We start from the raw sequence: 12,393 nt of genomic DNA, 5'->3' as shown, positions 1-12,393 counted from the left end.
TGTCGGGGGCCAGCGGCATACTTCCCGCCATGACCGACGACACATGGCACAACCGAGACCTGCCCGTTCTGAAGGCAGTTGTGGAGCTGTACGAGGAGAAGGGTCGGGGTCCACGGGTGACTGCCGTTGAGGAGCGCACCGGGTTCGACCATGACACGGTTCAGCGCGCACTGCGTGCCCTGTACTCCGAGCCCTATTTCGAAGAGGTCCGGATGGCGTCGGGGGCCGGATACATCATGGTCGGCAAGCCGACCAGCGCCGCCCTACGGATTGCCGGACAGTGGCCGACTCCCGAGGCACAGCTCGAACACATGGTCGCTGCCCTGGAAGCCGCCGCAAACGATCAAGGCCGCGACGAGGAGGAGCGCAGCCGATTCCGGCAGACCATGCTGACGCTGAAGGGCGCGGCGTATCAGGTCGCGATCGGGGCACTCGGTGGGGCTGGCGGCAACCTTGTGACGGGCTGAACCGCCGATCCGTCGGAGGGTCATCGCATACTGGCAAGCATGACAACGCCTGACTATCTGGCCACCCTTGAAGCGGCCCTGGAAATCTGCGGCAAGAACGACGGCGCGGTTACCGCCGGGGCCATCGCCGACCGATTCGGCGTGGATATAGATACAGCGGTGCGCAAGCTGTTGCCGTCTATCGCCGAGTACTTCGAGACGGGCCTGCCCGGCGACGACGGCTTCGCCGTGCTCCGAAACCCAACCGCTGACGCACGCCGAGTCGCAGGCTGACGCAGAGCACGGCCGCATTCAGAACGAGGCGCGTCACCTCACCGAGCGGCGAGAGCCCTGATGTCCTCCGGCAGGAACGCCCACGCGCCGGACGTGCCAATCGGCTTCGCTGCGATGCGGCCCGTCCGCACGGCGTCCATGAACGCCGCCGGACCGAGACCTGACTGTTCCAGGGCGTCGTCGGCGGCGAGCATGCCATCCGGCACAACGTCCCGACGGGTGAACGCACGTTTGTGCGCCCTGGCCACGTTCGGCTGACTCATGTCGCCAACCAAGCCGCTGATCTCCTTCTGGGAGATACCGGCACGGACGGCGTTGACGATCAGACCATCCCGAATGACCCGAGCTACGTAGTCGTGCGTCCTGGCGTTCTTGTACTCGCGTTCAGCTTCCGTCAGGGCAGTGCGAACTGCCTGCTGACGGGCCTGCGCATCATTAAGAGTGTTCACACATATCAGGGTGACATATATCAGGGTGAGATGGAAGACCCGCCCCAATCAGGTATGGCCGATTACTTGGCGGCCGCCTTGCCCCCTGAAGTTGTTTGGAACCTAAATTCCACGGCTTTGCGCATCAACTTTTCACTTCGACACTCACAACGTCTGCCCGCGCGACCCATCGCGCGAAAAGGCTCCACGCGGCCAGAGTCTCCAGTGCCTCTTGTTCGCCCAGGTCCCCGGCTCCAACATGATTGAGTGGGTTTCGGACACCAGAGAACAGCCCTTTCCCTAGCGATATGGCACCTACGTGTCGATCCTTGAACAGGGCTGGATTCGTCTCGTCACACAGACGTAGACGTACTTTTCCCGCCTCGGGCGGATTGATACCAAACGCGACCTCCACCAAGTTCGTCTCACCTAGGTCGGGACGTTGAGCCTTCGCCTTGAGTTGATTGTTGACATTGATCGCTGCAGCCCAGACGGCAGCGTCGTAGTTGCCGCCCTCCCAGTGCGGTCGGGCCGCTTGCCAAACCCAAGGATGAAGAGCGTCGGCTACTAAAGCTGGCCCGGACGGCGACAGCCCCAGACGCTCACGGACCTCAATCCCCTCTTCCAATTCGAAAATCAACTTCCGCACCCGCGAACCATCCAAGCGCCAGCGGTCGTCCCACTTCGCCCAGACGGCCTCAGCTACCCGGTGGACGCGATGGGAAATCCTTTCTCGCTCCGCCAGGGAGCCCCTAATCCGCCCTTTTGGCCCGTCATGCTCGCGCTCGGCTTCGGGAATCGGAACCCGCTCATGCAGTCGAAGCCACTCGTTGCACTGCTCAATGGCCCATTCTTCGTCCATCCCCTGGGGTGCGCCGGTGCTGGGCTTCGCGCCCTCTTGGTCACCGCTCATGCTCGATCACCGCGCCCTACCCCTTGCTTGTAGACGTTGATCCGAAAAGGAACTCGACCACGTCTCGCTCCCTACGGAACGCGGCGGTTGACTTTGATCATGCCCGCTTCGCGAGCCAGGACGAGACCTGGGTTTTGAATGGCTCCATGCGTTGATACGCATCGCGCGCGAACGAGACCTGCCAAGCGAAGTCGGTCTGGCGGAGCTCTGCGTGGATGTGGATGTAGTTCCGAGCGGTGTAAAAGCCTTTGATCTCCCGCCCAAGCGCCTCGTCCAGCATTCCGAGCTCCACGGCCGCCGCAACCTTGCTGTCGAACCGAATTTTGGACTCTTGCGCCTGGCGCGTCGCCAGTACTGCCCCGACTATGTCGTTGGCGTCGCTGTCCTGGAGGATACGAATGCGGTCCATAATGTGGCCCGGTAATGCACGTTTTATCAGCGCACGGTACTCGCCGAGGCGCTGAACTACGGGTTCGTCGGCCGCTACAGAGAATAAAAGGTGATGGATGGACGCCTCGTAGATCGAGGCGTACTGCTGAACCTGCAACTGCACCTGTGCCTGCTTTGCCCACGGCTCGTCAATACGCAGCCCTTCCCACAGCTTGTATAGGCATCTGGCCGCGTAAAACTCTTGTCCAAGTCGTCCGCGAAGATCGGTATCGCCAATGAAATCGAAGTAGCTGACGTGCCAGTCAAGGTCGCCCGGCAAGTCGGCGACTGCGTACCTCACAATTTCTGAACGGATGGCTTCGGGGAGAGGCATGGGCGATTCTCCAATTGTTGGGTCCTGCTACTTGGCGCGGCTTTCCCGCCTACACGTTGAAGCGGAACTCCACCACATCCCCGTCGACCATGACGTAGTCCTTGCCTTCCATCCGGACCTTGCCGGCGGCTTTGGCGGCAGCCATGGAGCCGGCTTCGACCAGGTCGTCGAAGGCCACGATCTCGGCCTTGATGAAGCCCTTCTCGAAGTCGGTGTGGATGACGCCCGCCGCCTTGGGTGCGGTGTCGCCCTGGTGGATGGTCCACGCCCGCGATTCCTTGGGTCCCGCGGTCAGGTAGGTCTGCAGCTTCAGCGTCCGGAAACCGGCGCGCGCCAACGCATCCAGGCCGCGCTCGGTCTGGCCGATGGACTCCAGCAGCTCGGCGGCGGACTCGTCGTCGAGCTCCAGCAGCTCGGCCTCGATCTTGGCGTCCAGGAACACGGCCTCGGCCGGGGCGACCATCGCAGTCAGCTCGGCCTTGCGGGCCTCGTCGGTCAGCACCGACTCGTCGGCGTTGAAGACGTACAGGAACGGCTTGACGGTCATCAGGTTGAGCTCACGCAGGGCAGACCAGTCCTTGCCGGTGGAGAACAGGGTCTTGCCCTCGTCGAACACCGCCTGGGCCGCCGCCACGGCCTCGACGATCGGCTTGCGGTCCTTGTTGGTCCGGGCTTCCTTCTCGAGCCGCGGCAGCGCCTTCTCGAGCGTCTGCATGTCGGCGAGGATCAGCTCGGTCTCGATGACCTCGATGTCGGACTTGGGGTCGACGCGGCCGTCGACGTGGACGACGTCGTCGTCGGCGAAGGCGCGCACCACCTGACAGATGGCGTCGGCCTCGCGGATGTTGGCCAGGAACTTGTTGCCCAGGCCCGCGCCCTCGGACGCGCCCTTGACGATGCCGGCGATGTCCACGAACGTCACGGGCGCCGGGACGGTCTTCTCGGAACCGAAGATCTCGGCGAGCTTGTCGAGCCGCGGGTCGGGCAGCGGGACGACACCCTCGTTGGGTTCGATCGTTGCGAACGGATAATTAGCCGCGAGCACGTCATTACGTGTCAACGCGTTGAACAACGTCGACTTCCCGACGTTCGGCAGACCGACGATTCCCAGGTTCAGACCCACGAGTTCGTTAGTTTAGGAGACGCCACACCGTCCCAACGCCCACCTGCAGGCACAGTGGCCCAGATTGCCGGTACGGTCTAGGAGTGTCAGCAGAGCATCATGGGCCCGAAGCCGCCCTCGATCGCCGCTCGGCGCTGCCCAGCATCCCGGGAATCCCCTGGTGGGGAGCCATTGTGCTGGCCGTCACAGCCACCGCGATCGGCTTCGCCTACGACGCCGGCACCGGTGACAAAGAACTCAGCGCTTTCTTCACTTTCTGCTACGTGGCCGGCTGTGTACTCGCTGTGCTCGGCGTGCGGCGGTCCGGGATTTTCACCGCGGTCATCCAGCCCCCGCTGATCCTTTTCGTCGCCGTGCCGGGCGCGTATTTCATGTTCCACAGCGACAAGATCGCCGGCATCAAGGACCTGTTGATCAATTGCGGTTATCCGCTGATCGAGCGTTTCCCGACGATGTTCTTCACCGCGGCGACGGTTCTGATCCTCGGTTTGATCCGCTGGTTCGTCCTGCCGCAGTTCCTGACCTACGAGGAAGACGACACGGAAGAGGCCGTCGCCGAGCCCAAGCCGCGCCGCAGCCGCCGTCAGGCCGACGACGAAGACGTCGCGCCCGCCGGTCTCGCCGCGACGCTGTCGGCCAAGCTCACCAAGCTGACGACAGGCCAGACGCCCCGCAGCTCCCGTACCCGTGCCACCTCGTCGCGTCGTTCGGCGGCGGAGTCGCCGCGCCGCAGCGCTGCCGACCCGGAGCGCGCACCGCGTCCGTCCCGCGCCCGGGCACAGGCCGGCGACACCGAGCTGATCGAACCGGTGCCCGGCCAGATGCGCCGGCCGCGGCCCGCACGTCCCCGCCCGGCCGCCACCGACTCGTACGCGGTGCCCGACGAGCCGCGGCGCCGTCCCCGTCCGGCCGGCGAGCCGCGCCGCGCCCCGCAGGAGCGCTACGACTACCGGGAGCCGCGCGAGCGGGACCGCTACGAGCGACCGCAGCGTCCGTCCGCAGCCGAGCCGCGGCGGCGTCGCTACGCCGACGATCCGTACGAGCCCGGCGACCGCTACCAGTCCCCGGCCCGCCCGTCGCGCAACGCACCGCCCAGCGGCGCCCACCACCCCGTCTCCCGGGTGCGGTACCGCGGTGCGGATGACGACGCAGCAGAACAGCGCGCAGAGCGCCGGCCGCGTCAGCCCCACAACTGGGACTGACCGACCGCGTCTGCGTTCGAAGAACCTAGTGCCGGGCGGGACGAATCTCGCGCGGCAGCGCGAACACCAGCGTCTCGTTGGCAGTGGTGACCGGCTGGACGGTGTCGTAGCCGAACTCCGCAAGGCGCTCGAGCACGCCGCGCACCAGGATTTCCGGTACCGACGCGCCTGAGGTGACGCCGACGGTCGTGACACCCTCGAGCCAGCCCGGGTCGATGTCCTCGGCGTAGTCGACCAGCTTGGCGGCGTTGGAACCGGCGTTCAGGGCCACCTCGACCAGACGAACCGAGTTGGACGAGTTCCGTGAGCCGACGACGATCACGAGTTCGCACTCGGGAGCCATCGCCTTGACCGCTACCTGGCGGTTCTGGGTGGCGTAGCAGATGTCGTCGCTGGGCGGGTCCTGCAGCGTCGGGAACTTCTCCCGCAGGCGTCGGACGGTCTCCATGGTCTCGTCGACGCTCAGCGTGGTCTGGGACAGCCAGATGACCTTGTTCGGGTCGCGGACGGTCACCTTGTCGACGGCGTCCGGGTTGTCGACGACCTGCACGTGGTCCGGGGCCTCACCGGCGGTGCCGACGACTTCTTCGTGGCCCTCGTGGCCGACCAGCAGGATGTCGTAGTCGTCGCGGGCGAAGCGCTTGGCCTCGTTGTGCACCTTGGTGACCAGCGGGCAGGTGGCGTCGATGGTCCGCAGATTGCGGGCCGCGGCCTCCTCGTGCACCGTCGGCGCGACGCCGTGGGCGGAGAACACCACGATGGCGCCCTCGGGCACCTCTTCGGTCTGTTCGACGAACACCGCACCGGCCTTGGCCAGCGTGTCCACCACGTACCGGTTGTGCACGATCTCGTGGCGCACGTATACGGGAGCGCCGTGCTTCTCCAGCGCGCGCTCCACGGTCTCGACGGCGCGGTCCACGCCGGCGCAGTAGCCACGCGGCTCGGCGAGCAGCACGCGCTTGCCGGTTTTGCTCATAGCTTCTCCGGCGACCGAAACGGTGGCGCCGGGAATGCCCATATTGATGGTCGGTGGCATAGCACAAGGGTACTGATCACCGCAGGGCCACAGCCAGCCGTACTCTGGCAGGCATGTCTACTGCGCCCTACGGAGTCCGGCTGCTGGTCGGCGCGGCGGCGACCGCGCTCGAGGAGACCATTCGGCTCCCCCACACCATCCTGACCTACCCGATGACGCTGGCCAGTCAGCTCGCCCAGCTGGTCATGAAAATGCAGCAGGACCTGGCCGAACTGGTCAACAAGGGCGACGAGACCCTGGAGCAGTGGTTCCCGCCCAAGGACGAGCAGCCGGAATGGGCCACATTCGACGAAGATCTGCTCGAGCCGGGTGCTGACGATCCCGCCGGCCCCGCCTCCGAGCAGCCCGACGGCGCCCGACTGACGGAAGGCCGGTTCGCGCTGTACAGCACGGGCGCCGCCGAGGCTCCGAAGCCGGCGACGAACGGTGCGGCCGCCAATGGCGCGAGTGTCGCGACCCCGGCGATCGTCGAAGAGCTGGACTATGCAGAGCTGACTCTGGCCCAGCTGCGCGCCCGGCTCCCCCAGCTCAAGGTGGACGACCTCGAGGCGCTGCTGACCTACGAGAACAACACGAAGTCCCGCGCGCCGTTCCAGACGCTGCTGGCCAACAGGATCACCCGCGCGACCGCGAAGTGATGCGGTGACGTCTGCCGAGATCCCGAACTCGGCCGAAAATCCCTGGCCGGTCCGGGCAGTGTCCACCCGGGTGGCCAAGTACATCGACCGGCTCGGCACCATATGGATCGAGGGCCAGCTCACCGAGCTGAAGCTGCGTCAGTCGACGGCGTGGATGGTGCTGCGCGACCCGGCCGCGGACATGTCGCTGTCAGTCAGTTGCCCGCGCGCCCTCGTCGATGACGCCCCGGTCGCCCTGTCGGAGGGCACCCAGGTGATCATGCTGGGCAAGCCGCAGTTCTACACCCGCAACGGCTCATTCTCGTTGCGCATCAGCCAGATTCGCGCCGTCGGCATCGGTGAGCTGCTGGCCCGCATCGATCGGCTGCGCCGCCTGCTGGATGCCGAGGGCCTGTTCGACCCGCGACTCAAGCGCCCGATTCCGTTCCTGCCCAACACCATTGGCCTGATCACCGGGCGCGCCTCGGCGGCCGAGCACGACGTCGTCACCGTCGCCCAAAGCCGTTGGCCCGCAGTCCACTTCGACATCCGCAACACGGCGGTGCAGGGCGCCAACGCGGTGCCGCAGATCGTCGAGGCCCTGCGTGCCCTGGACGCCGCGCCGCACGTCGACGTCATCGTGATCGCGCGCGGCGGCGGCAGCGTCGAGGATCTGCTGCCGTTCTCCGACGAGACGCTGTGCCGCGAGATCGCGGCGTGCACCACGCCGGTGGTGAGCGCCGTCGGGCACGAACCGGACAACCCGCTGTGCGACCTGGTCGCCGACCTGCGGGCGGCCACGCCGACCGATGCGGCCAAACGCGTCGTCCCCGATGCCGCCGCCGAGCAGGCGCTGGTGACCGACCTGCGGCGGCGCAGCGCGCAGGCCCTGCGCAACTGGGTGCACCGCGAGGAACGCTTCATCGGTCAGCTGCGCGGCCGCCCGGTGCTGGCGCAGCCGCTGCAGGCGCTGGACGCCCACGCCGCGGAGATCACCCGGGCGGTGGCGGCCGCGCGCCGCGACATCCGGCGGCTCATCGCCACCGAAACCGACCATGTCGGGCATCTGTCGGCCCGGCTGGCCACGCTCGGGCCGGCCGCGACACTGGCCCGTGGGTACGCCGTGGTGCAGAACCTGTCATCCGGCGGTGCGGTCCTGCGGTCGACGCAGGATGCCCCGGCGGGAACCAGACTCCGAATCCGGGTGGCCGATGGCGCCGTCACGACCGTGAGCGAAGGAATATATGACGAACATTAGTCAGCTCGGCTACGAAGCTGCCCGCGACGAACTGATCGAGGTCGTCCGCAAACTGGAAGCGGGCGGACTCGACCTCGACGCCTCGCTCCAGCTCTGGGAAAGGGGCGAACAACTGGCAAAACGGTGCGAAGAGCACCTGGCCGGCGCCCGCAAGAAAGTCGAAGACGCACTCGCCTCGGGCGCCGACGACGAAAATTGATCAGTGCGGTAATTTCTCGCGCGCCCTGTTAACTGGAACACGTTTCAGTTATGCTCCTGCACCATGCGTGATGCTTCCCTGACCACAGACCTCGGCCGCGTGTTGGTAACCGGCGGGTCTGGCTTCGTCGGCGCCAACCTGGTGACCGAACTGCTCGGCCGTGGCCACCACGTCCGGTCGTTCGACCGGGCGCCGTCGCCGCTGCCGGCCAACCCGAACCTGGAGACGCTGGTCGGCGACATCACGAACGTTGACGACGTCGACGCCGCAGTCCAGGGCATCGACACGATCATCCACACCGCGGCGATCATCGACCTGATGGGCGGCGCATCGGTCACCGACGAGTACCGCAACCGCAGCTTCGGCGTGAACGTCGGCGGCACCGAGAACCTGGTGAAGCTGGGCCGGGCCGCGGGCGTCAAGCGCTTCGTCTACACCGCGTCGAACAGCGTCGTCATGGGTGGGCAGGACATCCAGAACGGCGACGAGACCATGCCGTACACCGCCCGCTTCAACGACCTGTACACCGAGACCAAGGTCGCCGCCGAGAAGTTCGTGCTGTCGCAGAACGGCGTCGACGGCATGCTCACCTGTTCCATCCGGCCCAGCGGCATCTGGGGCCGCGGCGACCAGACCATGTTCCGCAAGGTGTTCGAGAACATCCTCGCCGGCCACGTCAAGGTGCTGGTGGGCAACAAGAACATCAAGCTGGACAACTCCTACGTGCACAACCTGATCCACGGTTTCATCCTGGCGGGCGAGCACCTGGTGCCCGGCGGTACCGCACCCGGGCAGGCGTACTTCATCAACGACGGCGAGCCGCTCAACATGTTCGAGTTCGCCCGTCCGGTCATCACAGCGTGCGGCCGCAAGCTGCCCACCTTCTACGTCTCCGGCAAGCTCGTGCACCGCGTGATGATGGCGTGGCAGTGGCTGCACTTCAAGTTCGCCCTGCCCGAGCCGCTGATCGAGCCACTGTCCGTGGAACGGCTCTACCTGAACAACTACTTCTCGATTGCCAAGGCCAAGCGCGACCTCGGCTACGAGCCGCTGTTCAACACCGAACAGGCCATGAAGGAATGCATGCCGTACTACGTCGACCTCTTCCGTCAGCTGGAAGCGGCCGAAGCCAAGTAGTAGCAGCCGAACTCAAAACCCAACGGCCCGTGTGCCTCTACTCAGCGGTAGAGATGCACGGGCCGTTTGGTTGACTGCTCGATGTTCGCCGAGGCCGCCAGGAGCAGATCGGTGCCGAGCGCGATGAGTGCACGGGCCGCCGCGATCTCCTCACCGACCAACGGCGCACTCGGGTCTTTGGGATTGCGGTAGGCATCCCCTGTCGTGGTGAGCGTGTCGTCACGGAGCCGGGCGTGCGCGCTGGCGTGGGTGTGGACATCGTCCTCGAAGAACTCGATCTCGACGTGCCACTTGTTGGTCAGATCCTTGTCGTACATGTCGATCACCTTCCCTAAGTAAGCGTGCGCCTCCCGCCGCCCGTTGACCAGTACCGATTTCACGCACCTGCCGAAGCCCCGCCGGAATCGGTGACGCACCCGTAAAGTCGAACGGGCACAGCAATTTCCGTTTCGATCGAGGAGCTCTGTCATGCCCGACGGCAAACCCAACATCCTGGTGATCTGGGGCGACGACATCGGCATCAGCAACCTGAGTTGTTACAGCGACGGGCTGATGGGCTACCGCACGCCGAACATCGACCGCATCGCCGCCGAAGGCATGCGCTTCACCGACTCCTACGGCGAGCAAAGCTGCACCGCGGGACGGGCGGCCTTCATCAGCGGTCAGAGCGTGTACCGCACCGGCATGAGCAAAGTCGGCGTGCCGGGCGTCGACATCGGTTGGGCGGCAGAGGATCCGACCATTGCCGAAATGCTCAAGCCCATGGGCTACGCCACCGGCCAGTTCGGCAAAAACCACTTCGGCGATTTGAACAAGTACCTGCCGACCGTGCACGGGTTCGACGAGTTCTACGGCAACCTCTACCACCTGAACGCCGAAGAAGAGCCCGAGAACTTCGACTACCCGCACAAGGACCAGTTCCCGCTGCTGTACGAGAAGGCATTGCCGCGTGGGGTGATGAACTGCAAAGCCACCACCGAGGTCTCGACCGAACCCGACGACCCGAAGTTCGGTCCGGTCGGCAAGCAGACCATCGAGGACACCGGCCCGCTGACCGCCAAGCGGATGGAGACCATCGACGACGACATCGCCGACCGCACCGTCGACTACATCAAGCGTCAGCACGAGGCGGGCAACCCGTTCTTCGTGTGGTGCAACTTCACCCACATGCACCTGTACACGCACGTGAAGCCGGAGAGCCGCGGACAAGCCGGGTTGTGGCAGTCCGAGTACCACGACGTGATGATCGACCACGACAAGAACGTCGGCACGGTGCTGGACGTCCTGGACGAATTGGGCATCGCCGACGACACCATCGTCATCTACTCCACCGACAACGGCCCGCACCGCAACACCTGGCCCGACGGCGGCACCACCCCGTTCCGCAGCGAGAAGAACACCAACTGGGAGGGCGCCTTCCGGGTGCCGGAGATGATCCGCTGGCCCGGGAAGATCAAGGCGGGCAGCGTCTCCAACGACATCATCCAGCACCACGACTGGCTGCCGACGCTGCTGGCCGCCGCCGGCGACCCCGATATCGCCGAGAAGCTCAAGAAGGGCCACAAGGCCGGGGCCGACGGCGAGACCGAATACAAGGTCCACATCGACGGGTTCAACCTCCTGCCGTATCTGACGGGCGAGGTCGAGCACAGCCCGCGGCGCGGCTTCTTCTACTTCAACGACGACGCCGAACTGGTCGCGATGCGTTTCGAGAACTGGAAGATCGTCTTCGCCGAACAGCGCTGCCAGGGCACCCTGCGGATTTGGGCCGAGCCGTTCACGCCACTGCGCGTCCCCAAGCTGTTCAATCTGCGCACCGATCCGTTCGAGTACGCCGACATCACGTCGAACACGTACTACGAGTGGTTCCTGCGGCGCGACTTCTTCGCGTTCTATGCGACGGCGATGGCCGCGGCGTTCCTCGACACCTTCAAGGACTTCCCGCCCCGGCACCCACCGGCCAGCTTCAGCATCGATCAGATCGTCGAGAAGCTCCACGAGTTCCTGGCGGCGGATTAGGTGTTGGAGTCCTGGAACAACGGCCCGACGAAGTCGGCGATCGTCGACTTCGTCGGGCGGGTCACCACCGACGGGCCGGATTTCGTTGCGCCGCAAGACCGGATCGCGGTCTTCGACAATGACGGCACGCTGTGGTGCGAAAAGCCGGCCTATATCCAGCTGGATTTCCTGGTGCGTCGACTGGCCGAGCAGGCTGCCGCCGACCCGGCGCTGGCGGACCGGCAGCCGTATGCGGCGGCCGCCGCCGGTGACCTCACCTGGTTCGGCGACGCCGTCACCAAGCACTATCAGGGCGATGACAACGATCTGAAAGTGCTTGCCGGGGGCGTTCTTTCGGCGCACTCCGGGATCACCGTCGAGGAACATGCCGCGCGGGTGGCGGCATTCTTCGCCGCGGCCCGGCACCCCACGCTGGACCGTCCGTACACCGCGTGCGGGTATGTGCCGATGGTCGAGTTGCTGCGGTACCTGGAGTCGAACGCCTTCACCTGCTACATCGTCTCCGGCGGCGGACGCGATTTCATGCGACCCGTCACCGACGCGATGTACGGCATCCCGCCCGAACGCGTGGTGGGCAGCTCGGTGGGTGTCACGTTCGCCGATGGCGATCTGGTGACGACGGCGCAGCCGGAGTTCCTCAACGACGGGCCGGTCAAGCCCGTGCGGATCTGGGGACGGACTGGGCGGCGGCCGATCTTCGCGGCGGGCAACTCCAACGGTGACATCGAAATGCTGCAGTACACCAAGGGTTTTCAGCTAGTGGTGTTGCATGACGATGCCGACCGCGAGTTCGCCTATGAAGCCGGCGCCGAGAAGGCACTGACTCTGGCAGAGACCGAAGGCTGGACTGTCGCGAGCATGCAGTCCGAGTGGGCCGAGGTGTTCCCCCGTTGACCCTGCGGCTGCGTCCGTTGACCCTGCGGCCAGGGCACAAAAGTGCGAGTAACCCACGCCCACA

At 65.6% G+C, this 12,393-nt stretch carries 15 protein-coding genes; 9 read left to right on the top strand and 6 right to left on the bottom strand.

Annotated features, from left to right (window positions below):
• Window positions 1-29: 29 nt before the first annotated feature.
• Entirely contained in the window at window positions 30-467 is a 438-nt protein-coding gene (locus ACZ5IQ_RS05530) for a LexA family transcriptional regulator (protein WP_464480948.1), read from the top strand.
• A 39-nt stretch (window positions 468-506) separates the two neighbouring features.
• Window positions 507-740, top strand: coding sequence for a hypothetical protein (locus tag ACZ5IQ_RS05525; protein ID WP_464480947.1), 234 nt, complete (start codon window positions 507-509; stop codon window positions 738-740).
• 38 nt (window positions 741-778) lie between these two features.
• On the opposite strand, the gene ACZ5IQ_RS05520 is transcribed toward ACZ5IQ_RS05525, so the two are convergent.
• The 4 genes from ACZ5IQ_RS05520 to ychF form a co-directional block, all read right to left on the bottom strand.
• Entirely contained in the window at window positions 779-1,189 is a 411-nt protein-coding gene (locus ACZ5IQ_RS05520; RefSeq protein ID WP_464480946.1) for a hypothetical protein, read from the bottom strand.
• A gap of 124 nt (window positions 1,190-1,313) precedes the next feature.
• Window positions 1,314-2,081, bottom strand: a complete 768-nt coding sequence (locus tag ACZ5IQ_RS05515) for a TIGR02391 family protein (RefSeq protein ID WP_464480945.1) — start codon at window positions 2,079-2,081, stop codon at window positions 1,314-1,316.
• 97 nt (window positions 2,082-2,178) lie between these two features.
• Window positions 2,179-2,844 carry a hypothetical protein gene (locus tag ACZ5IQ_RS05510; protein WP_464480944.1) on the bottom strand — a complete coding sequence of 222 codons (666 nt, stop codon included), beginning with the start codon at window positions 2,842-2,844 and terminating at the stop codon, window positions 2,179-2,181.
• Between the two features lie 49 nt (window positions 2,845-2,893).
• Window positions 2,894-3,967 (bottom strand): redox-regulated ATPase YchF, encoded by a 1,074-nt coding sequence (gene ychF / locus ACZ5IQ_RS05505; RefSeq protein ID WP_061003272.1) that lies wholly within the window; start codon window positions 3,965-3,967, stop codon window positions 2,894-2,896.
• Between the two features lie 83 nt (window positions 3,968-4,050).
• Here ychF and ACZ5IQ_RS05500 point away from each other — a divergent pair, with 83 nt between their 5' ends.
• Entirely contained in the window at window positions 4,051-5,169 is a 1,119-nt protein-coding gene (locus ACZ5IQ_RS05500; protein WP_464480943.1) for a DUF6542 domain-containing protein, read from the top strand.
• A gap of 25 nt (window positions 5,170-5,194) precedes the next feature.
• Here the strand turns inward: ACZ5IQ_RS05500 and ACZ5IQ_RS05495 are convergent, their stop codons facing one another.
• Window positions 5,195-6,205 carry a 4-hydroxy-3-methylbut-2-enyl diphosphate reductase gene (locus tag ACZ5IQ_RS05495; RefSeq protein WP_135355663.1) on the bottom strand — a complete coding sequence of 337 codons (1,011 nt, stop codon included), beginning with the start codon at window positions 6,203-6,205 and terminating at the stop codon, window positions 5,195-5,197.
• Between the two features lie 53 nt (window positions 6,206-6,258).
• On the opposite strand from ACZ5IQ_RS05495, the gene ACZ5IQ_RS05490 reads away from it, so the two are divergent.
• The 4 genes from ACZ5IQ_RS05490 (at window position 6,259) to ACZ5IQ_RS05475 (ending at window position 9,416) form a co-directional block, all read left to right on the top strand.
• Window positions 6,259-6,843, top strand: coding sequence for a lipid droplet-associated protein (locus tag ACZ5IQ_RS05490; RefSeq protein ID WP_406784782.1), 585 nt, complete (start codon window positions 6,259-6,261; stop codon window positions 6,841-6,843).
• Between the two features lie 4 nt (window positions 6,844-6,847).
• Complete coding sequence (gene xseA, locus ACZ5IQ_RS05485; RefSeq protein WP_464480942.1) at window positions 6,848-8,080, top strand: exodeoxyribonuclease VII large subunit; 1,233 nt, start codon at window positions 6,848-6,850, stop codon at window positions 8,078-8,080.
• Window positions 8,067-8,279 (top strand): exodeoxyribonuclease VII small subunit, encoded by a 213-nt coding sequence (locus tag ACZ5IQ_RS05480; RefSeq protein ID WP_464480941.1) that lies wholly within the window; start codon window positions 8,067-8,069, stop codon window positions 8,277-8,279. Before xseA ends, ACZ5IQ_RS05480 begins: the two co-directional genes overlap by 14 nt.
• Window positions 8,280-8,342: 63 nt before the next feature.
• The gene (locus tag ACZ5IQ_RS05475; protein ID WP_464480940.1) at window positions 8,343-9,416 is read left to right on the top strand and encodes a 3-beta-hydroxysteroid dehydrogenase; all 1,074 of its coding nucleotides are present in this window, start codon (window positions 8,343-8,345) and stop codon (window positions 9,414-9,416) included.
• A 41-nt stretch (window positions 9,417-9,457) separates the two neighbouring features.
• Here ACZ5IQ_RS05475 and ACZ5IQ_RS05470 read toward each other — a convergent pair whose 3' ends face one another.
• Window positions 9,458-9,733: a dsRBD fold-containing protein gene (locus tag ACZ5IQ_RS05470; protein ID WP_406802806.1), complete on the bottom strand. Its 276-nt coding sequence runs from the start codon at window positions 9,731-9,733 to the stop codon at window positions 9,458-9,460.
• A 151-nt stretch (window positions 9,734-9,884) separates the two neighbouring features.
• Between ACZ5IQ_RS05470 and ACZ5IQ_RS05465 the strand changes: the two genes are divergently transcribed.
• Both ACZ5IQ_RS05465 and ACZ5IQ_RS05460 read left to right on the top strand, forming a co-directional pair.
• Window positions 9,885-11,435 (top strand): arylsulfatase, encoded by a 1,551-nt coding sequence (locus ACZ5IQ_RS05465; RefSeq protein WP_464480939.1) that lies wholly within the window; start codon window positions 9,885-9,887, stop codon window positions 11,433-11,435.
• A complete protein-coding gene (locus ACZ5IQ_RS05460; RefSeq protein ID WP_464480938.1) occupies window positions 11,436-12,329 on the top strand; it encodes an HAD family hydrolase in 894 nt (297 codons plus the stop codon).
• The last annotated feature ends 64 nt before the right edge of the window (window positions 12,330-12,393 follow it).

It is taken from the genome of Mycobacterium toneyamaense, from assembly GCF_055384815.1.
Note: the sequence above shows the minus strand (reverse complement) of the source record. Positions and strands in the feature narration are given on the sequence as shown.

Bases quoted from the DNA above. Each gene is read 5' to 3' on its own strand.
- ACZ5IQ_RS05530 (WP_464480948.1), top strand. From the start codon at position 30: ATGACCGACGACACATGGCACAACCGAGACCTGCCCGTTCTGAAGGCA.
- ACZ5IQ_RS05525 (WP_464480947.1), top strand. From the start codon at position 507: ATGACAACGCCTGACTATCTGGCCACCCTTGAAGCGGCCCTGGAAATC.
- ACZ5IQ_RS05515 (WP_464480945.1), bottom strand. From the start codon at position 2,081: ATGAGCGGTGACCAAGAGGGCGCGAAGCCCAGCACCGGCGCACCCCAG.
- ACZ5IQ_RS05510 (WP_464480944.1), bottom strand. From the start codon at position 2,844: ATGCCTCTCCCCGAAGCCATCCGTTCAGAAATTGTGAGGTACGCAGTC.
- ACZ5IQ_RS05495 (WP_135355663.1), bottom strand. From the start codon at position 6,205: ATGCCACCGACCATCAATATGGGCATTCCCGGCGCCACCGTTTCGGTC.
- ACZ5IQ_RS05490 (WP_406784782.1), top strand. From the start codon at position 6,259: ATGTCTACTGCGCCCTACGGAGTCCGGCTGCTGGTCGGCGCGGCGGCG.
- ACZ5IQ_RS05480 (WP_464480941.1), top strand. From the start codon at position 8,067: ATGACGAACATTAGTCAGCTCGGCTACGAAGCTGCCCGCGACGAACTG.
- ACZ5IQ_RS05475 (WP_464480940.1), top strand. From the start codon at position 8,343: ATGCGTGATGCTTCCCTGACCACAGACCTCGGCCGCGTGTTGGTAACC.
- ACZ5IQ_RS05470 (WP_406802806.1), bottom strand. From the start codon at position 9,733: ATGTACGACAAGGATCTGACCAACAAGTGGCACGTCGAGATCGAGTTC.
- ACZ5IQ_RS05465 (WP_464480939.1), top strand. From the start codon at position 9,885: ATGCCCGACGGCAAACCCAACATCCTGGTGATCTGGGGCGACGACATC.